Source organism: Bifidobacterium anseris, assembly GCF_002860345.1.
Lineage (GTDB): Bacteria > Actinomycetota > Actinomycetes > Actinomycetales > Bifidobacteriaceae > Bifidobacterium > Bifidobacterium anseris.
In genome coordinates, this window is sequence record NZ_NMYC01000001.1 from 72733 (window position 1) to 93976 (window position 21244).

A 21244-nucleotide genomic window follows, 5' to 3' on the forward strand; every position below is an offset into this window, starting at 1 on the left:
GTTTCCAAGCAAGGACGAGGTAGTATTTGACCACATTGAACACCTTCGACGACGAAGCACAGGCAGCCTTCGCGGAGCCGGGACACCGCGACGTGCTCGCCGACCAGTCCGACGTGCTGCTCGAGGAAGGGCATGCGGACGGCGCCGAAAGCGAAATCTGGCGCGAAAGGGAATCGCGCAACGAACTCAAGCACGTCATCGGCCTCGGCGAACTCGAGGACGTCACCGAAGTCGAGTACCGCAAGGTGCGCCTCGAACGCGTCGTGCTCGTCGGCGTCTGGTCGGCGCGCACCGGTTCGCAGCGCGAGGCTGAGGAATCAATGCGCGAACTCGCCGCGCTCGCGCAGACGGCGGGCGCCGTCGTGTGCGACGCCGTGCTGCAGCAGCGCTCGCGGCCGGATCCGGCGACGTATGTGGGTGCCGGCAAGGCCAAGCAGATCGCCGACATCGTTGCAATCAACGAGGCCGATACGATCATCGTCGACGATGATCTGCCGCCGAGCCAGCGGCGTGCGCTCGAAGACGCGACGAAGGTCAAGGTCGTCGACAGGACGGCCGTCATCCTCGACATCTTCGCGCAGCACGCGACATCGCGCGAAGGCAAGGCGCAGGTCGAGCTCGCGCAGCTGCAGTACATGCTGCCGCGTCTGCGCGGCTGGGGCGCGGCGCTGTCGCGTCAGGCGGGCGGACGCGCCGCCGGCGCCGACGGCGGCATCGGTTCGCGCGGCCCGGGCGAGACGAAGATCGAACTCGACCGCCGAGTCATCCGCACCCGCATCGCGCATCTGCGCCGCCAGATTGCGCAGATGGCGCCGTCGCGCGAGGTCAAGCGCGGCTCGCGGCGCAAGTACGGGCTGCCGACGATCGCCGTCGTCGGCTACACGAACGCCGGCAAATCGTCGCTGACGAACAGGCTCACCGGCTCCGACGAGCTCGTCGAGAACGCGCTGTTCGCGACGCTCGACACGGCCGTGCGCCGTGCGCGCGCGAAGGACGGGCGCCTGTACGCGTACGTCGACACGGTCGGCTTCGTGCGCAGGCTGCCGACGCAGCTCGTCGAGGCCTTCAAGTCGACGCTCGAGGAGATTGCCGACGCCGACCTCGTCGTCCATGTCGTCGATGCGTCGCATCCCGACCCCTTCGGGCAGATCGACGCCGTCAACGAGGTGCTGCGCACGATCGACGGCGTCGAGCGGCTTCCGGTCGTCACCGTGTTCAACAAGACCGACCTCATCGATGACGTGACGCGCGAACGGCTGCACCGGCTCGCGCCGGACGCGTTCCTCGTCTCGTCGGCGAGCGGCGACGGCGTCGACGCGCTGCGCGCGCACGTCGAGGGGATGCTGCCCAAGCCGAACGTGCACGTCGAGGCGCTGCTGCCGTACACGGCCGGCTCGCTGCTGTCGAGGATCCGCGAATACGGCGACGTCGGATCGGTCGAATACCGCGACGACGGCGTCATGCTGCAGGCGGACGTCGACGAGCACCTCGCCGCGCAGGTGATGGAACAGGCCGTCGACGAGGGCTGACGACACGCAATATGCCCCGGCTGCGCACGTTCGCGCGGGCGGGGCGCCCCAACGCGCATGCCGTCCGGCGCGCAAGTCGCTGACAGCGTTGTCGGCACGGGGGGGGGGGAAAAGGCGGCGGGGGCGCCGATGGCGCCATTTTTCGAAGCGTGAACAAGGGGGCCGTCTGCTACAGTGAGCAGCGAATGAAGTACGCATCCGCCACAAGCGGATCTTCGGTGATTATTGAGAGGTTATCATGGTGGATTCACCCATTAAGCCCACAAAGCTCGCGATTGTCGGCGCCGGCGCCGTCGGCTCCACACTCGCCTTCGCGGCCGCCGAGCGCGGCGTCGCCCGTGAGATCGTCCTTCAGGACATCGCGAAGGAACGCGTCGAGGCCGAGGTGCTCGACATGCAGCACGGTTCGAGCTTCTTCCCGACCGTCTCGATCGACGGATCCGATGACCCGGAGGTCTGCCGCGACGCCGACATGGTCGTCATCACCGCCGGCGCACGCCAGAAGCCGGGCCAGTCGCGCCTCGACCTGGCCGGCGCGACGATCAACATCATGAAGTCGATCATCCCGAACATGGTCAAGGTCGCCCCGAACGCGATCTACATGCTCATCACGAACCCGGTCGACGTCGTCACCCACGTGTCGATGAAGCTCTCGGGCCTGCCGTCGAACCAGATCTTCGGCTCGGGCACGAACCTCGACTCCGCCCGTCTGCGCTTCCTGATCGCGCAGCAGACCGGCGTCAACGTCAAGAACGTCCACGCCTACATCGCCGGCGAGCACGGCGACTCCGAAGTCCCGCTGTGGGCGTCCGCGACGATCGGCGGCGTCCCGATGTGCGACTGGCAGCCGCTGCCGGGCCACGCCCCGCTCGACGCCGCGATGCGCGAGCAGATCCATCAGGAGGTCAAGAACGCCGCCTACAAGATCATCAACGGCAAGGGCGCGACGAACTACGCGATCGCGATGTCCGGCGTCGACATCATCGACGCGATCCTCAAGGATTCGAACCGCATCCTGCCGGTCTCGTCGCTGTTGTCCGACTTCCATGGCATCTCCGACGTGTGCATGTCAGTGCCGACGCTGCTCAACCGCAACGGTGTGAACTCGCGCATCAACACGCCGGTCTCCGAGCACGAGCTTGCCGAGCTCAAGCGCTCCGCCGAGACGCTCAAGGAAACGGCCGCGCAGTTCGGCTTCTGATCCGCGAACAACGGCATTATGGGCCGGGCTTTCGATTGATTGGTTGATCGAAAGCCCGGCCCTCGCCGTTTTGTCCAGGCGGCATGCAGGCGGGATGCAAGGTAGGGTAGAGGTGGCGTGCAGCGGGGAATCGCCGCGCCGACATGCTTCTTGCGCTCTGGGCGATTGCCGCGCCGGGGCGCTCGTCCTAGGATGTGCAGCAGCGGCGGGGAACCAACGCGTTTGAGGACAGGGAGCACGACAGGGAGGCATCATGGCGCACACGCACTCGCATACGGCAGGCAATGGGATGGACCACGCCGGCAGACTGACGACGACGCTCATCCTGACCGGCACGATCTTCGTGGCCGAGGTCGTCGGCGCCGTCATCACCGGCTCGCTCGCATTGCTCGTCGACGCCGGCCATATGATGACCGACGTCTCGGTGCTCGCCGCCTCGACGCTCACCGCTTATCTGATGCGGCGCCGGCCGAACAACGCGCGCACGTGGGGTTGGGCGCGTCTCGAGGTCATCACTGCCGCCGGCGGCGGCCTGCTGCTGCTGTTCGTCGGCCTGTACGCGCTCATCGAGGCCGGGATGCGTCTGTTCGGCGCCGAGTCGGATACGATCCACGACGTGCGGCTGCTGCTGTTCTTCGGTGTCCTCGGTCTGGCCGCGAACGTCGGCTCGATCCTTGTGCTGCGCGCGCAGTCGGGCGACAACATGAACATGCGCGCCGCGTTCCTCGAGGTGTGCAACGATGCGCTCGGTTCGGTCGCCGTCATCGTCTCAGCCGTCGTCATGATGACGACGGGATGGGACGGCTTCGACGCGATCGCCGGCGCGTTCATCGCGCTGCTGATGATTCCGCGCGCCTTCATCCTCGTACGCGACGCGATGCGCGTGCTGCTCGAGGAGACGCCTGAGGGCCTTGATCTGGACAAGGTGCGCGAGCATCTGCAGCAGGTGCCGCATGTGATCGCCGTGCATGATCTGCATGCGAGCGTCGTCGCGACCGGCATGCCGATCCTCACTGCGCATGCCGTCGTCGACCGCGATATGACGATGGAGCAGGCCGGTCAGGTGCTGCGCCGGATGCAGGACTGCCTGCGCGAGCATTTCCCGGTCTCGATCCCGCACACGACCTTCCAGCTCGAACCGGAGGGCTATACGAGCGAAAGCGCGTCGCGCATCCATTCGTGAACGGGCTTGGCTCGGCTAGAGCCTGCGCAGCACGGTGACGACCTTGCCCATGATTTGGGCATGCGTGCCGTCGATCGGCGAATAGTTCGGATTGTGGGGGATGAGCCAGATGTGGCCATGTTCCTGGCGGAAGGTCTTGACAGTCGCCTCGTCGCCGAGCAGCGCGGCGACGATGTCGCCGTTCTCAGCCGTCTGCTGCTCGCGGACGACAACGAAGTCTCCGTCGCAGATCGCGGCGTCGATCATCGAATCGCCGTGCACCTCGAGCATGAACAAGTTGCCGGTGCCGGTGAGCCGCACGGGCAACCTCATGACGTCCTCGACATGCTGTTCGGCCGTGATCGGCACGCCGGCGGCGATCGCGCCGACGAGCGGCACATCCTGCAAGGCGGCGTAGGCGTCTTCCGGCGCCTGCATGCCTTCGCCGAAGGCGACCGGCACGTCCTGCGTCCCGATGATCTCGATCGCGCGCCCCTTGTTCGCATCGCGGCGGATGTAGCCCTTGAGTTCGAGCACCTGCAGCTGATGCTGGACCGACGATGTGCTTCTGAGCCCGGCGGCCTGGCCGATCTCGCGCAGCGACGGCGCGAATCCCTGACGCGAGATCAGATCGCGGATCGCGTCGTACACGCGCCGTTGGCGCTCGGTGAGTGGCTCCTGAGGGCCGGCGACGCCCGGCTGCTCGCGCTGTGGTTCGGTGCTGTGCATGGCATGTCCTTTCGTTGCTAGCCACGATACCGCGAAACGCCGAGGAAATCAAACAGATGTTCGAATCAGGCTTGACGAAATCGAACATCTGTGCGAATATCTGGGTGACGGAATAGAACAGATGTTCGAAAGGTGGCTTGTATGGAGACTCGGGGAATGCCGCGGATGGCGGCCGGTTCGAAGGCGCATGCCGGTCGCGTGGTCATTGACGTGCCGATGTCTGTCGCCGAGTCGCGCACACGGCTGCGCAGCGGGGAACGCGCCGTCGTGGCGCCGATGCGCGGCTGGTTCGTCCGTCATATGCGCCTGCTCGTCATCGTGCTGCTTGCCTGCACGACGTTTCTCGCTTTGTGGGGAAGCGGGGCATGGTCCGGTGATCCGACCCCTGCGGCCACTGGCGCGTCGGCTACATCCGCTGATGTCGTCCACTACACGGTGCGTTCCGGTGACACGTTGTGGTCGATCGCGCGCTGGTGCGGCTATGCGAACGAGCAGGAGGGCGTGGCGAAGCTGATGGCGATGAACGACCTGAGCACCGCCGAACTCAGCCCCGGCCAGCACCTCCTGCTGCCAATAGAGGCGTGACGATAGGCGTCGTATCGCCTCCGTGGCGGCCCTTTCTATGGGTCAGGAGCTTGAAGAGGAGTTGTTGAATGTCGGATTCTTGCGTACCGGAGGATTACCGTAGTATGTCGGATAGTCGAAAGATACGCGGTAGCCTTCCGCGTAGAGAGACCAACTGACGTTTGATCCAACACGCTTGATGCTGGAGACAAGGTTGCCGGGCATGTTGATTGTTCCGGCATCGACTTTTTCATCTTCGGTGGCAACTGAATTCCAGACAATCGATGCGAAGGTGGAGCAATTGTTGTTAATTAGTCCCCCATGTGGTATGCGTGGTGATATTTTGATTCACGATATCAAGATCTTGTTGCCTTAGAGGTCTTTGGATGGAAACGGAATCTCCCCAGTATACGCCGTTGCTTTGCGCGTATCCTTCTGTGTTGTACCAAAGTCCTGTGGGATCTGTATTACCCCATATGCCAACCGTGATGGATTTACCATCGGCGATGGTTAATCCTCCAACCTTCAAAGGGGAACCATTGTAGTTTGTGATAGATATCCATGCGTGACCGGCGTTGCTTAGCGATGAGAATCCACCGTCGCCTAATGCATAAATCCGCATCACTGCCACGCTCATGGCGGCACGTGAAGTTGAGAGCTCTTCGATGGTCTTCTTTTGGCCTTTCGGCAACTCAATCATCGGTAAGGGAGCTGGGTCGGAACTTTCCGGGATGCTTGTGATGTCTTCAGGGAAACTCGTGGGGCATCCAGAGTGTTTGTCGGCGGGGCGGTGTTTGTGTCAGATGCGTTGGCGGTAGCTGGGGCGAATAGGCTCACAGAAAGCGTCAGGATAATGCTTAATATGGCCGATACTCTCTTTTTCATTTCCATAGTCCTTTCAGGAGTTGGAGGATGATGGCGATGATCAGGGCGAATAATGGGTAGAGGGCGACGCGGATCCATACCATGGCCAGACCGGAACTCTGTTCGCTGTGGGTGCTGAAGAAGCGATAGGCCATATAGGTTTCCACGGTGCCGAAGGCAAGAACGCCGAGCGCGGCGATGACTTGCGTGATGGTGAGCAGTGAGCCATACTCCGCATAGAGTTGCTCATGTGAAATGTCAGAATGCAATTGTTCCCCTTCCTTCTGCTTCTTTGCTTTTCCTAATTATATATCAACATATGAGTGTGGATTACGCGTGTTGTGCAATGGAATCTGCGGCAACTACTCATACGGAATTCCGGTGACCTATGCTATGACACGCCGTTGCTGCTCGATGCGGGCCGTCTCAGTGTGCATGGCGGGCCAGAGTCGATGGAGGTGGTGCATGCATGGCGGGCAGAATCCAGATCGGTGTCCGGCGGGCGGGAGTGACGCGCGGCGGCACGCGGTTGCCGCAAAGGGCGCGCTTGCCGCTATTGTTGCAGATATGTATTGTCCTTTCTGCCAGAACCCCGATACCAAGGTGATCGACACGCGCATCAGCGACGACGGCCATTCGATCCGGCGCCGGCGCGAATGCCCCAAATGCGGGCGCCGCTTCAGCACCGTCGAGACGGCGACGCTGCTCGTGCGCAAACGCTCGGGCAACGTCGAGCAGTTCGACCGCAACAAGGTCATCGCCGGCGTGCGCAAGGCATGCCAGGGCCGGCCGATCAACGAGGACGACCTCAAGCAGCTGGGCCAGAAGGTGGAGGAGAGCCTGCGCGCGCAGGGCATCGCCGAAGTGCCGTCCGAGCAGGTCGGCAAGGCAATCCTCAAGCCGCTGCGCGAACTCGATGAGGTCGCCTATCTGCGCTTCGCGAGCGTCTACCAGAACTTCGAGGACCTCAACGACTTCCAGCACGCGATCGACGACCTGCGCGAAGCTGACTGATTCCGCGCCACGACGACGGAAGGCCGCATCCCGGGGATGCGGCCTTCCGTGTTTATGTTGTGTGCGTTGTGTGCGCCGTGCGCGCGATGTATCAGTGCTCGATGACGCGCATGCGGATCGTACCGGGGATCGCGGCGAGCGCGTCGAGCGCCTGCTCGTCGGGGGCCGTCGCGACGTCGGTGACGACGTAACCAATCTCGCCTTCGGTGCCGAGCGCCTGCGCCGAGATGTTGATGTCCTGTTCGCCGAGCACGCGGTTGACGGCGGCGAGGATGCCCGGAAGATTGTCGTGCAGATGTGCGATGCGCGCTGCGCCCTTGCACGGACCGGTCGTGATCTGCGGCAGGTTGACCGACAGCATCGTCGACGCCTTCGTCCAATAGTCCTCGAGACGCTGCGAGACGAACTGGCCGATCGATTCCTGCGCCTCGAGCGTCGAGCCGCCGATGTGCGGCGTGAGAATCATATTGTCCTCGTCGGCGAGCACCGTGTGGAACTCGTCGCCGCTCTTCTTCGGCTCGACCTGGAATACGTCGATGGCGGCACCAGACAGGTGACCGCAGTCGAGATGGCGCTTGAGCGCGTCGAGGTCGACGACGAATCCGCGCGAGCAGTTGATGAAGATCGCGTCCTGCTTCATGTGCGCGAACTCGTCCTCGCCGAAGAAGCCGACGTTCGACTTCCTGCCGTCCACATGGATCGTGACGGCGTCCGAACGTTCGAGTAGCTCGTCGAGCGTCTCGCAGCGTTCGGCGTTGCCCAGCGCGAGCTTCTCCTCGATGTCATAGAACAGCACGTGCATGCCGAGCGCCTCGGCGAGCACCGACAGCTGCGAGCCGATGTTGCCGTAGCCGATGATGCCGAGCGTCTTGCCGCGCACCTCGTGCGAGCCGGCGGCGGACTTGTCCCACAGGCCGTGCTTCATATGGTGCGTGTGCGCGGGGATGCGGCGCATCAGGCAGATGATGTCGCAGATGACGAGCTCGACGACGGAACGCGTGTTCGAATACGGCGCGTTGAACACGGCGACGCCGGCCTTCGCCGCGGCCACCAGATCGACCTGGTTCGTGCCGATGCAGAAGCATCCGATGGCCGTGAGCGCCGGACGCGCGTCGAGCACGCGCTTCGTGACCGTCGTCTTGGACCGGATGCCGAGCAGGTCGACGCCGTCGAGCGCGTCGATGAGCTCGTCCTCGGACAGGGCGCCCTTCATCGTCTCGACTTCGAAGCCATGGTCGCGCAGCGTCTGCGCGGCGAGCGGATGGATGTTTTCCAGTAACAGTGCTTTCGGCATGGAATCCACCTTAGAGGTTGAGCAGCGTTTCATCATCGTTTGTCCGTAGTATAAGCAGACGCTGCGTCGGACGCGTCAGCGCGACGTACAGGTCGGCGGCCGCGCTCAGCCTCGTCGGAGCCTCCTGGTCGATCGCGCCGGGCTCGACGACGACGACCGCGTCGTATTCGAGGCCCTTGACCGCCTGCGTGCCACAGACGATGACCTCGTCGTCGACGAGATCGGGGCGTGCGGACAGCGCGTCGGCGACGGCGGCGTGCACGGCGTCGGCGACGCGCTCGGGGACGATGACGGCGACGCGTCCGCTGCCGGATTCGTCGACGAACTCGTCGGCGAGCGCGCGCACCCGCCTGCCGACCTCGGCGTAGAGCGCCTCGCGGTCGGGCAGGACAGCGCGTTCGACGGCGCCGGGCACCGAACGGATCGCCTTGACCGTCGAGATGTACAGGCCTTCGCCTTCGGCGAAACCGGCGGCGAGGTCGGAGACCTCGCGCGGATTGCGGTAGTTGATCGTCAGTTCGTTGAGATCCCAGTTCTTCGGGCCGAAGAGCGCGTTCATCGACTTCGCCCAGTCGCGCGTGCCGCCGAGCGCCGAGGTCTGGGCGACGTCGCCGACGATCGTGAACGAACGCGACGGGCAGCGGCGCATCAGCATCCGCCAATCCATCGCCGTGAGCTCCTGCGCCTCGTCGACGACGATGTGTCCGTAGGTCCATTCGCGGTCGGCGGCGGCGCGCGTCGCGACGAGCTCGACGTCGTCGGCGCTCATCTCGTCGGCGAGCATTTTTGAAGAAACGATGCCCGAGCCGATGCCGGCCTGCGCGAGTGTGTCGCGCGCGTACTGCTCCTCCTCGGCGCGCCGGGCGTCGCGTGCGGCGCGCCGGGCGGCCTCGTGCGGGTCGGGGCCGAGCAGTTCGAGCGCCTCGTCGAGCAGTGGGATGTCCGAACGCGTCAGCGGCGCGCCCGGCTCGCGCGTGAGCATGCGCACCTGCTCGTCGGTCAGCCACGGCGCGAACCGCCGGATCTGCGCCGGTTTCGAGAACATCTGGTCGATCATCCAAGCGCCGTTCATCGGCAGCCACGCGAGGTTGAGCGTGACGCGCAGGCGGTCGTTCATGCGCAGCTGCGCGAGGATGTCGCTCATCTCGGCGGCGTCGGGCGTGTAGTCGAGCTGTTCGACGACGCGCGTGCGCATCGTCTCGAGCATCGACGTGACGAAGGTCTCGCGCGCCTTGTTATGCGGCTGGCGCGTGCGGCGCGCGTCGGCGATCGCCTGCTCGATGTCGGCGGCGCGCATCGGCACGCTGATGCCGTTGACGGTGATCGTCGGCAGCTTCGAGGGCACGCGTTCGCGTGCGGCGACGGCGTTGGCGATCATCTGCGCCATGCGGCGCTGCCCTTTGAGCTTGGCGACGTGCGGCTCGTCCTCGCGTTCGGCGATGACGCCGGGGATGAGTTCGCCGATCGTGCGGCTGACGACGCCGGTCTCGCCGAGCGACGGCAGCACCTGGTCGATGTAGTGCAGGAAGTCCTCGCTCGGGCCGACGACGAGCACGCCGGAGCGTTCGAGCCTGCGCCGGTGCGTATAGAGCAGATAGGCGGCGCGGTGCAGCGCGACCGCCGTCTTGCCGGTGCCTGGGCCGCCCTGCACGACGAGCGCGCCGCGCATATCGGCGCGGATGATGCGGTCCTGCTCGGCCTGGATCGTCGCGACGATGTCGGTCATCTTGCCGGTGCGGCGCGAGCCGAGCGAGGCGAGCAGCGCGCCCTCGCCGGTGAGCGTGCCGCGTTCGGAGGCGGCGTTGACGTGCTCGGAGTGCACGTCGAGCACCTCGTCCTCGATGCCAACGACGTCGCGGAAGTGCAGCGTGATGTGGCGGCGCATGACGATGTCGCCGTGATGCGACGGCGTCGCCTCGTAGAACGGACGCGCCGCCTCGGCGCGCCAATCGGTGAGGATCGGCTCGTGCTCGGCGTCCGACAATCCGATGCGTCCGATGTAGCGGCGGCGTCCGGCCGTGTCGTCGAGGCGGCCGAAGACGAGGCGGTCCTCGACGGCGCGCAGCTGCACGAGGCGGTCCTCGTACATCGTCGCGAAGGAGTCGCGCTCGGTGCGCTGCGTCGGCGAGCCGTGCGATCCGGCCGCGCGCACGTCGTCGAGCCGCTTGCGCACCTGCGTGCGCAGATCGTCGAGACGTCCGTAGGCGCGGTCGACGGCTCCTTGTTCCTCTTCCAGCTGCGATGAATACTGTGACATGCTCTTGTGCGTCCCCTCGATGGAAAGTTAAGCCGTACAAGTGTAGCAAACGCGTTCAACAGCGCCGCGCCGACGGCCGTGATGTGCGGATTTCGTGCACGAAAGGGGCGCAAGGGTCACGCTCACGGCGTGTTTAGCCGTGCGGTGGGGAGTTTAGGGGAACAGTGGGGTAAAGTGGTGGTCTGAGCAAAGCAAGTGGCCGGAGTCAGGTCGAGAGTGTGCGGAGGTGAGCGATGACGGATCACACCGACGCGCACCCCACGCACGCGACGACCGACGCGCCCGACGACGCGGCCTGCGGGCCGTTCGACGACGCGCCGCTGCTGCTTGGAACCTACACGCCGAAGATCGATGCCAAAGGAAGGGTCGCGTTGCCTGCGAAAATGCGTACGCAGCTGGGGGAGGGCATGGTGCTCGCGAGAGGCCAGGAACGCTGCGTGACGATTCTGCCTCGCCGGGAGTTCCGCCGCATCGCCGCCCGCATCCAGCACACGTCGATGGGCGACCGCGCCGCGCGCCAGTACCTGCGCATCTTCCTGTCCGGCGCCGTTGACACGCAGATCGACCGTCAGGGACGCATCAGCGTGCCGCCGATGCTGCGCGACTACGCCGGCCTGGGCGAGCACATCGTCGTCATCGGCGTCGGCACGCGCGCCGAGATCTGGAACGCCGACGCGTGGGACGACTACCTCGCGCGGAACGAACAGGGATACGCCGACATCAGTGACGACGTGCTCCCGGACATGGAGTTCTGATGACCGATTTGACCGATTACGCACATATCCACAAGCCGGTGCTGCTGCGCGACTGCGTCGAGCTCGTCTCGCCGGCGCTCGCCGCCCCTGGCTCGCTTGTCGTCGACTGCACGCTCGGCCTGGCCGGGCATGCGATCGCGTTCCTCAAGGCGAACCCCGAGGCCCGGCTCGTCGGCATCGACCGCGACGCCGAGGCGCTCGCGATGGCGGGCGCGCGCATCGCCGCCGAAGGCCTCGCCGACCGGTTCATGCCGGTGCACGCCGCCTTCGACGCCTTCGGCGACGTCCTCGACGAGGCCGGCATCGGCTCCGTGAACGCCGTGTTCATGGATCTGGGACTGTCGAGTCTGCAGATCGACGAACGCGACCGCGGCTTCTCCTATTCCCATGACGCGCCGCTCGACATGCGCATGGACGTGTCGCAGCCGCTGACGGCGCGCGACGTGCTCGCCACCTACGACGAGCGCGAGCTCGCCCGCATCTTCAAGGAGTACGGCGAAGAGCGCTTCGCCCGCCAGATCGCGCGCCGCGTCGTCGCTGTGCGCGACAGGAAGCCGCTCGATACCTCGGCCGAGCTCAACGCGCTCGTCGACGAGACGATCCCGCAGGCGCACCGCGCGAGCGGCAACCCGGCCAAGCGCGTCTTCCAGGCGCTGCGCATCGAGGTCAACGGCGAGCTCGACAAGCTCGCGCGCACGCTGCCGCAGATCGCGAACCGCCTTGAGATCGGTGGCCGTCTCGTCGTCGAGTCGTACCATTCGCTCGAGGACCGCACCGTCAAGACCTTCATGAACCAGGGCCTGCACGTCGACGTCCCCGCCGGCATGCCGGTCGTCCCCGACGACATGCAGCCGTTCTTCAAGGCCGTCACGAAGGGCGCCGTCATGGCCGACGCCGAGGAGCGCGAGCGCAACCCGCGCGCCGCCTCGGTGCGCCTGCGCGGCGTCGAGCTGATCCGTCCGATCCCCGAACGCTGGCGGCGGCGCTTCGCCGAGCAAGCGCGCGGCGAGACCGATGCGCGCGCGGGACACGGCGCCCATGGTGCCCATGGTGCCGGTGGACGTCATGGGCAGCGCCGCCGGCCAAAGGCAAGGAGCTGACCATGGGATCGTCAATGCGTTCATCGCGTTCGTCGTCGGCGCCGGCCGGACGCCAGGGCCAGGAGCCAGCCGTCGGCCATGTCCAGAAGCGCCCGCAGCTGCACGTCGTCGAGAACCGCCGCGCCTCCTCGTCGAAGGTCGGCCGCGGCATGCAGCGGCTGCTCGACTGGACTCGCACGCGCCGCTCGCCGGCCGTGCACATCGTCGTCGCCGTGCTGTTCCTCGGCGCATGCCTGCTCGGCGCGCTGCTGCTGCGCACGCAGATGAGCTCGAACTCCTTCGAGGCCTCCACCGTGCAGCAGCACATCACGATGCTCCAACAGGATGTCGAGGAGGACCAGACGAAGCTCTCGCAGCTCGAGGCCACATTGCCCGAGCGTGCGCAGAAGATGAAGATGGTGCCCGCACAGGGCTCGCTGTCGATCGACCTCAACGGCTACACCCCGTCACAGGAAGGCACCCACTAAGCCATGATGCATCCCATCCGTTGGTACAAGGCGCTCGCCAAGCCGATGCGCAGCGCCCTCGTGCTCGGCGTCGTGCTCGCGACGCTCGCCTCGGCGTGCCTCGTGCAGCTCGGCGTGCTCCAGCTCGTCGAAGGCGCGCGCACCGCGCAGGCGGCCACGCGCGCCCGCACCGTGCAGGTCACGCTCGGCGCCAAACGTGGCAGGATCATGGACGCCAACGGCGTCGTGCTCGCCCAGAGCGTCGAACGCTACACGATCGTCGGCAACCCCGAGGCCGCGCAGGATTTCACGCCGCTCGACTGCACGCCGCGCATGCAGGACTACTGCCAGCAGCTCGACGGCAAGCCGCTCAAGACGACCGGCGTGGCCGCCGTCGCGCAGCTGCTCGCGCCGCTGCTGGACATGAGCGCCGCCGAGATCGGTGGCAAGCTCGCCGGCACCGGCCAGTACGCGGTGCTCAAGAAGGACGTGACCCCCGAGGTCAAGCGCAAGATCAGCGCGCTGCATCTGGGCGGCATCGTCTACGGCGAGCTCAGCGACGAGCGCGTCTACTCGAACGGGTCGCTGCTCGGCGTCTTCCTCGGCGGCGTCGACGACGAGGGCAAGGGTGTCGCCGGCGTCGAACAGCTCGAGAACAAGGCGCTCACCGGCACCGACGGCTACGAGGTCTACCAACAGGGCAACGGCGGCGAGGAGATCCCCGGCACGATGACCGATTCGAAGCCGGCCGTCAACGGCGCCGACGTGCAGCTGACGATCGACCGCGACGTGCAGTGGCGCGTCGAACAGATCCTCAAGCAGAGCAAGGAGAAGTACAAGGCCGGCTGGGGCATCGCCGTCGTGCAGAACGTGCGCAACGGGCAGATCGTCGCGCTCGCCGACACCGACGAGGTCAAGGCGGGCAGCGACGAGGCGAAGCTCAACGTGGCACGCGCCGTCAACGAGACCTTCGAACCCGGCTCGATCGGTAAGGTGTTCACGATGTCCGGCGTCATCCAGGAGGGTCTGCACACGATGGGCGACAAGTTCACCGTGCCCTCGACGCTCACGCTCGACGGACAGAAGTACAAGGACTCCTTCGAACACGGCGACGAGCATTGGACGATGGCGGGCATTCTCGAACAGTCGTCGAACATCGGCACGATCCTCGCCTCCGAGAACCTCAGCGACGACAAGCGCTACGACTATCTGCGCCGCTTCGGCATCGGACAGCCGACCGGGCTGGGGCTGCCGGGCGAATCGCAGGGGTTGCTTGCGCAGGCCTCGCAGTGGGACGGCCGCACGCGCAACACCGTGCTGTTCGGCCAGGGCTACACCGTCAACGCGCTGCAGCTGACGAACGCGGTGAGCGTCATCGCGAACAACGGCGTGCGCAAGCCGCAGTCGATCATCAAGGCCGTCGTCGGTCCCGACGGCAGGACGCGTGAGACCACGACCGGCGATTCGACGCGCGTCATCGACGAGGCGGTCTCCAAGCAGGTGCTCAACGCGATGGAATCGGTCTCTGAACACTACGCGTCGCAGGGCTTCGCCGGCGTCGACGGCTACCGCGTCGCCTCGAAGTCCGGCACCGCCGAGGTAGCCGGCGCCGACGGCAAGCTCTCGTCGCTCATCAGCGACTATTCGGGCATTATCCCGGCCGACGACCCGCGCTTCGTCATCACCGTCATCCTCAAGGATCCGGAGGGCGCGTACGGCGGCCTGACCGCGGGCCCGGTCTTCGCCGAGATCGGCAAGTTCCTGATGCAGAAGTACGAGGTGCCGAACTCGCAGCCGCGCAAGGATGCCATCCCGGTGGAGTGGTGAGCGCGGAACCGAGAAAGCACAAGGAGAGGAAACGATGAGCGCAATCAACGAAACGACGTCCCAGCGGCTGACGCTCGGCATGCTCGTGGACCGCTACGGCTGGGAGCTCGTGCCCGACTTCGCGCGCGACGTGACCGTCACGTCGCTCGCCAACGACGTGGAATCCGTCACGCCGGGCGCGCTGTACATGCCCGGCATGCGCATCGACAAGGGACGCATCGCGCTCGCCGTGCGCCGCGGCGCCTACGCCGTCATGCTGCCGACGTCGATGCGCAACGCGATCGACGACCCGCAGGTGCCGGTGCTGTTCGCCGACCCGTCGCCGCGCCGAGTCGGCGAACTCGCCGCCTCGATCGCCGGCAGGCCGTCCGAGTCGATTGCCGTCTTCGCAATCGCCGGTAGCGACGTCGACCGCGTGCGCGAGGACGTCGACGTGCTCGCGCAGTTCCTGCACATGCTCGGCAACCCGGTCGGCACCGTGTGCGACGGCGATTCGCAGTCGCTCGAACGTTTCCTCGACCTGAGCTACCCGGTCGACGTCTTCGCGATGCAGCGCGTCTTCTCGGTGTGCGTCGAGGACGGTGCCGCCGCGATCATCCTCGCGCTCAACAGCCGCACGATCGCCGCCGGCGCGCTCGAATCGGTCGGCGTCGATGTGCTCGGCTACGACGACGCCGGCGACCACGTCGACGAGATGATCGCGCATGTGGCCGAACAGTACGGCTGCACGCTCGACGCGAACACGCATCTGGCGCAGCGCGATGCGGAGACTGACGCGATGGCCGAGCAGTCCGACTTCGGCGACGGCGTCCCGACGCGCGCGCTGTCGCTCGCGATCGCGATGACGCTTGCCGCGGGCGTGCGCAAGACGAACATCCGCAACGCGCTGCGCGTGTCCAAGGAGCTGCGCTGAGCGCGGCGAACGAGGGATCGACAAGACTTTCACGAAGGAGACAACGATGATGAGGATGATGCTGGGCCAAGCGGCCCGGGCGGTCGACGGCCGCCTGATCAACGCGGACGACGCGACGGCCGAACGGATCGTGACCAACGTCGTCACCGATTCGAGGAAGGCGCACGACGGCTCGCTGTTCGTCGCGATCGCCGGCGAACACGTCGACGGCCACGATTTCGTCGCGCGCATCGGCGAACAGGGTGCGCTCGGCGCGATCGTCGACCATGAGATCATGGACGCGCCGTGCCCGCAGATCATCGTCAAGGACACCGTCGAGGCGCTCGGGCTGCTCGCCAAGGCCAATCTCGAGCTGCGCCGCGACGAACGCGCGCCGTTCACTATCGTCGGCATCACCGGATCGGTCGGCAAGACGACGACGAAGGACCTGCTCAAGGCACTGCTGTCCACGCTCGGAGACACGATCGCGCCGGTCGGCTCGTTCAACAACGAGATCGGGCTGCCGCTGACGGCGCTCGACGTGAACGAGGACACGCGCTACCTCATCGCCGAGATGGGCGCGAACCATCTGGGCGAGATTGCGCATCTGACGACGATCGCGCCGCCCGACGTCGCCGTCGTGCTCAAGGTCGGCGTCGCGCACCTCGGCGAATTCGGCTCCGTCGAGCATATCGCGCAGGCGAAGAGCGAAATCGTGCGCGGACTGCTCAACGACGGCGTGAGCGTACTCAACGCCGACGACGCGCGCGTCGCCGCGATGAGCGCGATCGCGCCCGGCAAGGTCGTCTGGTTCGGCGTCGAACACGCGCAGGCGCACGACGAGGACGGCTACGTGGCCGCCGACGATATCACGCTCGACGATCTGGGACGCCCGGTGTTCACAATCGTCGACGACGGCGGTGTCGAACAGCGCGTCACGCTCGGCATCGGCGGCGCGCACAACGTCATGAACGCGCTCGCCGCGGCATCCGTCGCACGCCTTGAGGGGATGCCGCTCGAACGGATCGCTGACGTGCTCTCGCACGTCACGGCCGTCAGCCCGCACCGCATGGCCGTCTGCGAGGTCACACGCGACGGCGAGCGCTTCACGCTCATCGACGACTCGTTCAACGCGAACCCCGATTCGATGCGCGCCGGCATCGACGGCTTGATCGCATGGCGCGCCCAGGAGGACGTGCAGCCGTTTCGCGTCGCCATGCTCGGCGCGATGCTCGAACTCGGCGCCGACGAGACGCGCGCGCACCATGACATCGGCCGCTACGCCGTCGAGGCGGGCGCCGACGCCGTCGTCGCGGTCGGCGCCGACGGCGACGACCATCTCAATACGTTGGCGCAGACCATCGCCGACGGCGCGCGCGAGGCGCTCGACGCCGCCGATGCGCGCCCCGTCACCGCCGTCACGAACACGGTGGACGCCGACGAGGCCGTGCGCCGCCTCAACGCCGCGCACGCCGACATGGTCGTGCTGCTCAAAGGCTCCCACGCCTCCGGCCTGAGCGCGCTCGCGACGCGCTGGACCGGCGGCGCGCGATGAGGCCACGCAACCCACGGCAATCACGCAACCGAATGGAGAACCTCAGGTGATCGCACTCATCATTGGCATCTTGGTCTCGCTGATCGTGACGATGGTCGGCACGCCGCTGCTCATCCGCATCGTGCACAAGCTCAACTACGGGCAGTACATCCGCCAGGACGGCCCGCAGTCGCATCTCGTCAAGCGCGGCACGCCGACGCTCGGCGGCGTCGTCATCGTGCTCGCCGTGTTGCTCGGCTGGGGCGCGAGCGCGCTGTACCGCTACTGCTGCCACGGCGTCGTGCCGTCATGGTCGGCCGTCCTCGCGCTGTTCGCGATGGCGTCGATGGGCCTGCTCGGCTTCATCGACGATTTCGCGAAGGTGCGCAAGAAGCAGAACGAGGGCCTGACCGTCGGCGGCAAGTTCCTCGGGCAGATCGTCTTCGCGACGCTGTTCGCCGTGCTCGCGCTCGTGCTGCCGACGAAATCCGGTTTCCCGAGCGCGCAGGCCGGCATGAGCTTCATCGAGAAGCCCTTCGTCAGCTTCGACTTCGCCGGCCGTGCGCTCGCGATCATCCTCTTCGTCATCTGGGTCAACTTCCTGATGGCCGCGTGGACGAACGCCGTCAACCTGTCCGACGGCCTCGACGGCCTGTGCGCGGGCTCGTCGATGGTCGCGTTCGTCGGCTACGCGATCATCGCGATCTGGGAGAGCTACCATCTGGCCGGCGCCGGCCACTCCGGCTTCACCTACGCCGTCTCCGACCCGCTCGATCTGGCGATCATCGCCTGCTGCGCGGCGATGGCGTGCCTGGGCTTCCTGTGGTACAACTGCAATCCGGCGTCGATCTTCATGGGCGACACCGGATCGCTCGCGCTCGGCGGCCTGTTCGCCGCGCTGTCGATCGAGACGCACACCGAGTTCCTCGCGATCATCATCGGCGGCCTGTTCGTCATCGAGGCGATGAGCGACGTCATCCAGGTAGGCTATTTCAAGGCGACCGGCAAGCGCGTGTTCAAGATGGCGCCGATCCACCACCACTTCGAACTCGAAGGGTGGACCGAGAGCAAGGTCGTCGTGCGTTTCTGGATGATCGAGCTCATGTTCGTCATGGTCGGCCTCGTCATCTTCTACGGCGATTGGGTCGCACGCTCGGGCCTGTGGCACGCCTGAGCGGCCCCGCGCGTCCGCACGCCGCCGGCGGACACGCGACACCGACACGACGGCATGCGCATACGCGGCCCCGGCACGATCCGAGCCACGGACGGAAGGACAGCAACAATGGAACTCGACCTTGAACATATGACGGTGGTGGTGGCGGGACTCGGCATTTCGGGCCGCAGCATCGTGGACATCCTGCGTCCGCGCGCCAAGGAGGTCATCGGCGTCGACGAGCACAAGGAGGATGCAGACCTGCGTTCCTTCGACGACATCCCCTGGGAGCGCGTCGACCTCGTGTGCACGTCGCCGGTGTTCAATCCGCGCACACCGTTCATCGTGGAGGCGCGCCGCCGCGGCATCCCGGTCATCAGCGAGGTCGAACTCGCGTGGCTCATGCGCGTGGACAGCGCCCGCACCGGACGTCCCGCTGCGTGGATCGGCATCACTGGCACGAACGGCAAGACGAGCACGACCGAGATGACCTCGGCGATGCTCACCGCGTGCGGTCTGACGGCGCCCGCCGTCGGTAACATCGGCAAGGCCGTCTCGCACGCCGCGCTCAACCCGGCCAACGACGTGCTGTGCGTCGAACTGAGCTCGTTCCAGCTGCACTTCACGTATTCGCTTGCGCTCGCCGGCGCCGCGATCACGAACATCGCCGCCGACCATCTCGACTGGCACGGCGGCATCGAGGCGTACGCGCAGGACAAGTCGAAGGTCTTCGACGGCGCGCGCCGCGTCATCGCCTACAACGCGCAGGACGAACGCGTCAGCGAACTGGCGCGCGAGGCGAAGACTGCCGAAGGCTGCGTCGCCGTCGGCTTCACGCTCTCCGAGCCCGTCGCCGGCCAGATCGGCGTCAAGGACGGCTGGATCGTCGACATGGCCGGCGTCACCGGCATGCCGATCGGCGCCGAGCACCGCCTCGCCGCGCTCGCAGACTTCCCGCATCTGATGGAGCCGGACGGCACGCTCTACCCGCATCTGGTCGCCGACGCGCTCACCGCGCTCATCCTCGCGACGGCGATGGACGTCGATATCGACGTCGCGCTCGACGCGCTCAAGCGTTTCAAGCCCGGCGGCCACCGCATCGAGGAGGTCGCTCGTCTGACGCTCGACGACGGCGCGACGGTCCGCTTCGTCGACGATTCGAAGGCGACGAACGCGCATGCGGCGCGCGCCTCGCTGAGCAGCTTCGCGCCCGGCAGCGTCGTGTGGATCGCCGGAGGCCTGGCCAAGGGCGGCCGCTTCGAACAGCTCGTCGCCGACGTGCGCGACCGGCTCAAGGCCGCCGTCGTCATCGGCGTCGACCAGGAGCCGATGCTCGACGCGCTGCGCACGAGCGCGCCCGATCTGCCGGTCACGATCATCGACCCGGCCGACGCCGGCAGCGTCATGGCGCGCGCCGTCACCACGGCCGCGTCGATGGCGCACGGCGGCGACGTCGTGCTGCTCGCGCCGGCCTGTGCGTCGATGGACCAGTTCCGATCCTACGCGCAGCGCGGCGACGAGTTCGCTGACGAGGCACGGCGGTGGGTGAGCGAGTATGGCCGAGACTGAACGCAAGAAGCGGCGCGAGCCGCGCACGCGCTCGTCGAGCGGCGCGATCGAGGCGCCGCGCCAGCAGTACACGGTGCGCCGGCGCGCGCAGCCCGCGACATCCGACGACGCGCCGCGACGCGCCTCGTCGAATACGTCGAAGGACGAGTCGCTCGATTTCGCGCAGTACCGCGGATGGCGCATGTTCCTCAACCCGCTGTGGTGCTACCACGGCTTCTTTGCGAGCGTGCTCGCGCTGACGCTGTTCGGCCTCGTCATGGTGTTCTCGAGCTCGTCGGTCTCGATGGTCGCCGCCGGCGCCTCGCCGTGGTCGCAGCTCGTCACCCAGGCGTCTTTCGCGGCCATCGGCCTGCTCCTCATGGTCGTCGCCAGGATACTGCCGCTGGGCTTCTACGCGTTGCCGAAGATCATGTACCCGTTGTACGCGTTGTGCGCGGTCCTGCAGCTGATGACGCTGACGCCGCTCGGCATCGAGGTGTACGGCAACCGCGGCTGGATCAAGATCGGTCCGGTCCAGCTGCAACCGGCCGAACTGCTCAAACTCATACTGTGCGTCGTGCTGCCGTTGGCGCTGCGGCGCGTCTACGTCGCCCACCGCAAAAGCGGCGCGAAACCGACGCTGAAGGACTATTGGGTGCCGCTGACGCTGTTCGTCGTCGCTGTCGCCTTCGTCATCGGCGGCAAGGACCTCGGCACCTGCATGATCCTCGTGTTCATCGGCATCATCGCGTTCGCGACGAGCGACTTCCCGAAGAAATGGCTCGCCGCCGGCGGCCTCGTCGCCCTCGCGTTCGTCACGATGTTCGTCGTGACGAGCGGCAACCGCATGAGCCGCATCCTCGCGACCTACCGCGGCTGCGAGGACGGCGCGCAGACCGTGTGCTACCAGTCCACGCACGCGCACTACGCGATCGCCTCCGGCGGCCTGTTCGGCGTCGGTATCGGCAATTCGCGCGAGAAATGGAACTATCTGCCGGCCGCGCACAACGATTTCATCTACGCAATCATCTGCGAGGAGCTCGGCTTCGTCGGCGCCCTGCTCGTGCTGCTGCTGTTCGTCGTCATCGGATGGTGCATGCTCGTCGTGGCCGTGAAGACGCCGAATCGCTTCGCGTCGGCGATCATCATGTGCATGACCGTGTGGATCGTCGGTCAGGCGCTCATCAACATCGCCGTCGTGCTCGGCCTGCTGCCGGTCATGGGTCTGCCGATGCCCTTCGTCTCGGCGGGAGGCACGTCGCTGATCACATGCCTGATAGCGGCCGGCGTGTGCATGAGCGCGATGCGCAGCCAACCGCAGATCCGCGCCGAACGCGCAAAGGCCTGAGCTCGGGCGCGTCGGCTACAGTGAAGG

General features: G+C 66.3%; 19 protein-coding genes. 14 read left to right on the forward strand and 5 right to left on the reverse strand.

Going from position 1 to position 21244, the window contains the following annotated elements; all coding sequences use genetic code 11:
- The first annotated feature begins 35 nt into the window (after nt 1-35).
- The 3 genes from hflX to CGZ88_RS00335 all read left to right on the forward strand — a co-directional run bounded on the left by hflX (nt 36) and on the right by CGZ88_RS00335 (nt 3913).
- Entirely contained in the window at nt 36-1529 is a 1494-nt protein-coding gene (gene hflX / locus CGZ88_RS00325; protein ID WP_051198615.1) for a GTPase HflX, read from the forward strand.
- A 238-nt stretch (nt 1530-1767) separates the two neighbouring features.
- A complete protein-coding gene (locus CGZ88_RS00330) occupies nt 1768-2730 on the forward strand; it encodes an L-lactate dehydrogenase (RefSeq protein WP_101670840.1) in 963 nt (320 codons plus the stop codon).
- A gap of 253 nt (nt 2731-2983) precedes the next feature.
- Complete coding sequence (locus CGZ88_RS00335; protein ID WP_026645194.1) at nt 2984-3913, forward strand: cation diffusion facilitator family transporter; 930 nt, start codon at nt 2984-2986, stop codon at nt 3911-3913.
- Nucleotides 3914-3928: 15 nt separating this feature from the next.
- Here the strand turns inward: CGZ88_RS00335 and lexA are convergent, their stop codons facing one another.
- Complete coding sequence (gene lexA, locus CGZ88_RS00340; protein ID WP_026645193.1) at nt 3929-4621, reverse strand: transcriptional repressor LexA; 693 nt, start codon at nt 4619-4621, stop codon at nt 3929-3931.
- A gap of 141 nt (nt 4622-4762) precedes the next feature.
- Here lexA and CGZ88_RS00345 point away from each other — a divergent pair, with 141 nt between their 5' ends.
- A complete protein-coding gene (locus CGZ88_RS00345; RefSeq protein ID WP_081664076.1) occupies nt 4763-5206 on the forward strand; it encodes a LysM peptidoglycan-binding domain-containing protein in 444 nt (147 codons plus the stop codon).
- A 286-nt stretch (nt 5207-5492) separates the two neighbouring features.
- Here CGZ88_RS00345 and CGZ88_RS08800 read toward each other — a convergent pair whose 3' ends face one another.
- Both CGZ88_RS08800 and CGZ88_RS00350 read right to left on the reverse strand, forming a co-directional pair.
- Nucleotides 5493-5885, reverse strand: a complete 393-nt coding sequence (locus CGZ88_RS08800) for a hypothetical protein (RefSeq protein ID WP_133120862.1) — start codon at nt 5883-5885, stop codon at nt 5493-5495.
- 181 nt (nt 5886-6066) lie between these two features.
- Nucleotides 6067-6318, reverse strand: a complete 252-nt coding sequence (locus CGZ88_RS00350) for a hypothetical protein (protein WP_026645192.1) — start codon at nt 6316-6318, stop codon at nt 6067-6069.
- A 298-nt stretch (nt 6319-6616) separates the two neighbouring features.
- On the opposite strand from CGZ88_RS00350, the gene nrdR reads away from it, so the two are divergent.
- Nucleotides 6617-7063, forward strand: coding sequence for a transcriptional regulator NrdR (gene nrdR, locus CGZ88_RS00355; RefSeq protein ID WP_026645191.1), 447 nt, complete (start codon nt 6617-6619; stop codon nt 7061-7063).
- A 91-nt stretch (nt 7064-7154) separates the two neighbouring features.
- Here the strand turns inward: nrdR and serA are convergent, their stop codons facing one another.
- Nucleotides 7155-8357, reverse strand: a complete 1203-nt coding sequence (gene serA, locus CGZ88_RS00360; protein WP_026645190.1) for a phosphoglycerate dehydrogenase — start codon at nt 8355-8357, stop codon at nt 7155-7157.
- Nucleotides 8358-8367: 10 nt separating this feature from the next.
- Entirely contained in the window at nt 8368-10614 is a 2247-nt protein-coding gene (locus tag CGZ88_RS00365) for a HelD family protein (RefSeq protein WP_101670841.1), read from the reverse strand.
- Between the two features lie 233 nt (nt 10615-10847).
- Between CGZ88_RS00365 and mraZ the strand changes: the two genes are divergently transcribed.
- The 9 genes from mraZ (at nt 10848) to CGZ88_RS00410 (ending at nt 21217) form a co-directional block, all read left to right on the forward strand.
- Complete coding sequence (gene mraZ, locus CGZ88_RS00370) at nt 10848-11369, forward strand: division/cell wall cluster transcriptional repressor MraZ (protein WP_101670842.1); 522 nt, start codon at nt 10848-10850, stop codon at nt 11367-11369.
- An 8-nt stretch (nt 11370-11377) separates the two neighbouring features.
- The gene (gene rsmH / locus CGZ88_RS00375) at nt 11378-12469 is read left to right on the forward strand and encodes a 16S rRNA (cytosine(1402)-N(4))-methyltransferase RsmH (RefSeq protein ID WP_101671085.1); all 1092 of its coding nucleotides are present in this window, start codon (nt 11378-11380) and stop codon (nt 12467-12469) included.
- 2 nt (nt 12470-12471) lie between these two features.
- On the forward strand, nt 12472-12936 hold the full coding sequence (gene ftsL, locus CGZ88_RS00380) for a cell division protein FtsL (RefSeq protein WP_101670843.1): 465 nt from the start codon (nt 12472-12474) through the stop codon (nt 12934-12936).
- Nucleotides 12937-12942: 6 nt separating this feature from the next.
- The gene (locus CGZ88_RS00385; RefSeq protein WP_101671086.1) at nt 12943-14742 is read left to right on the forward strand and encodes a peptidoglycan D,D-transpeptidase FtsI family protein; all 1800 of its coding nucleotides are present in this window, start codon (nt 12943-12945) and stop codon (nt 14740-14742) included.
- A 34-nt stretch (nt 14743-14776) separates the two neighbouring features.
- Complete coding sequence (locus CGZ88_RS00390) at nt 14777-15655, forward strand: UDP-N-acetylmuramyl peptide synthase (protein WP_101670844.1); 879 nt, start codon at nt 14777-14779, stop codon at nt 15653-15655.
- A 46-nt stretch (nt 15656-15701) separates the two neighbouring features.
- Nucleotides 15702-17189: a UDP-N-acetylmuramoyl-tripeptide--D-alanyl-D-alanine ligase gene (locus CGZ88_RS00395; RefSeq protein WP_101670845.1), complete on the forward strand. Its 1488-nt coding sequence runs from the start codon at nt 15702-15704 to the stop codon at nt 17187-17189.
- Between the two features lie 46 nt (nt 17190-17235).
- Entirely contained in the window at nt 17236-18342 is a 1107-nt protein-coding gene (gene mraY, locus CGZ88_RS00400; RefSeq protein ID WP_101670846.1) for a phospho-N-acetylmuramoyl-pentapeptide-transferase, read from the forward strand.
- A gap of 108 nt (nt 18343-18450) precedes the next feature.
- Nucleotides 18451-19890, forward strand: a complete 1440-nt coding sequence (murD, locus tag CGZ88_RS00405; RefSeq protein WP_101670847.1) for a UDP-N-acetylmuramoyl-L-alanine--D-glutamate ligase — start codon at nt 18451-18453, stop codon at nt 19888-19890.
- Nucleotides 19877-21217 carry an FtsW/RodA/SpoVE family cell cycle protein gene (locus tag CGZ88_RS00410; RefSeq protein WP_165778673.1) on the forward strand — a complete coding sequence of 447 codons (1341 nt, stop codon included), beginning with the start codon at nt 19877-19879 and terminating at the stop codon, nt 21215-21217. The genes murD and CGZ88_RS00410 overlap by 14 nt, the downstream gene beginning before the upstream one ends.
- The last annotated feature ends 27 nt before the right edge of the window (nt 21218-21244 follow it).

Excerpts from the sequence above, each read along its gene's own strand:
- CGZ88_RS00330 (WP_101670840.1), top strand. The coding sequence starts at position 1,768 with ATGGTGGATTCACCCATTAAGCCCACAAAGCTCGCGATTGTCGGCGCC.
- CGZ88_RS00335 (WP_026645194.1), top strand. The coding sequence starts at position 2,984 with ATGGCGCACACGCACTCGCATACGGCAGGCAATGGGATGGACCACGCC.
- lexA (WP_026645193.1), bottom strand. The coding sequence starts at position 4,621 with ATGCACAGCACCGAACCACAGCGCGAGCAGCCGGGCGTCGCCGGCCCT.
- CGZ88_RS00345 (WP_081664076.1), top strand. The coding sequence starts at position 4,763 with ATGGAGACTCGGGGAATGCCGCGGATGGCGGCCGGTTCGAAGGCGCAT.
- CGZ88_RS08800 (WP_133120862.1), bottom strand. The coding sequence starts at position 5,885 with ATGATTGAGTTGCCGAAAGGCCAAAAGAAGACCATCGAAGAGCTCTCA.
- nrdR (WP_026645191.1), top strand. The coding sequence starts at position 6,617 with ATGTATTGTCCTTTCTGCCAGAACCCCGATACCAAGGTGATCGACACG.
- serA (WP_026645190.1), bottom strand. The coding sequence starts at position 8,357 with ATGCCGAAAGCACTGTTACTGGAAAACATCCATCCGCTCGCCGCGCAG.
- CGZ88_RS00365 (WP_101670841.1), bottom strand. The coding sequence starts at position 10,614 with ATGTCACAGTATTCATCGCAGCTGGAAGAGGAACAAGGAGCCGTCGAC.
- mraZ (WP_101670842.1), top strand. The coding sequence starts at position 10,848 with ATGACGGATCACACCGACGCGCACCCCACGCACGCGACGACCGACGCG.
- ftsL (WP_101670843.1), top strand. The coding sequence starts at position 12,472 with ATGGGATCGTCAATGCGTTCATCGCGTTCGTCGTCGGCGCCGGCCGGA.
- CGZ88_RS00385 (WP_101671086.1), top strand. The coding sequence starts at position 12,943 with ATGCATCCCATCCGTTGGTACAAGGCGCTCGCCAAGCCGATGCGCAGC.
- CGZ88_RS00390 (WP_101670844.1), top strand. The coding sequence starts at position 14,777 with ATGAGCGCAATCAACGAAACGACGTCCCAGCGGCTGACGCTCGGCATG.
- CGZ88_RS00395 (WP_101670845.1), top strand. The coding sequence starts at position 15,702 with ATGATGAGGATGATGCTGGGCCAAGCGGCCCGGGCGGTCGACGGCCGC.
- murD (WP_101670847.1), top strand. The coding sequence starts at position 18,451 with ATGGAACTCGACCTTGAACATATGACGGTGGTGGTGGCGGGACTCGGC.
- CGZ88_RS00410 (WP_165778673.1), top strand. The coding sequence starts at position 19,877 with ATGGCCGAGACTGAACGCAAGAAGCGGCGCGAGCCGCGCACGCGCTCG.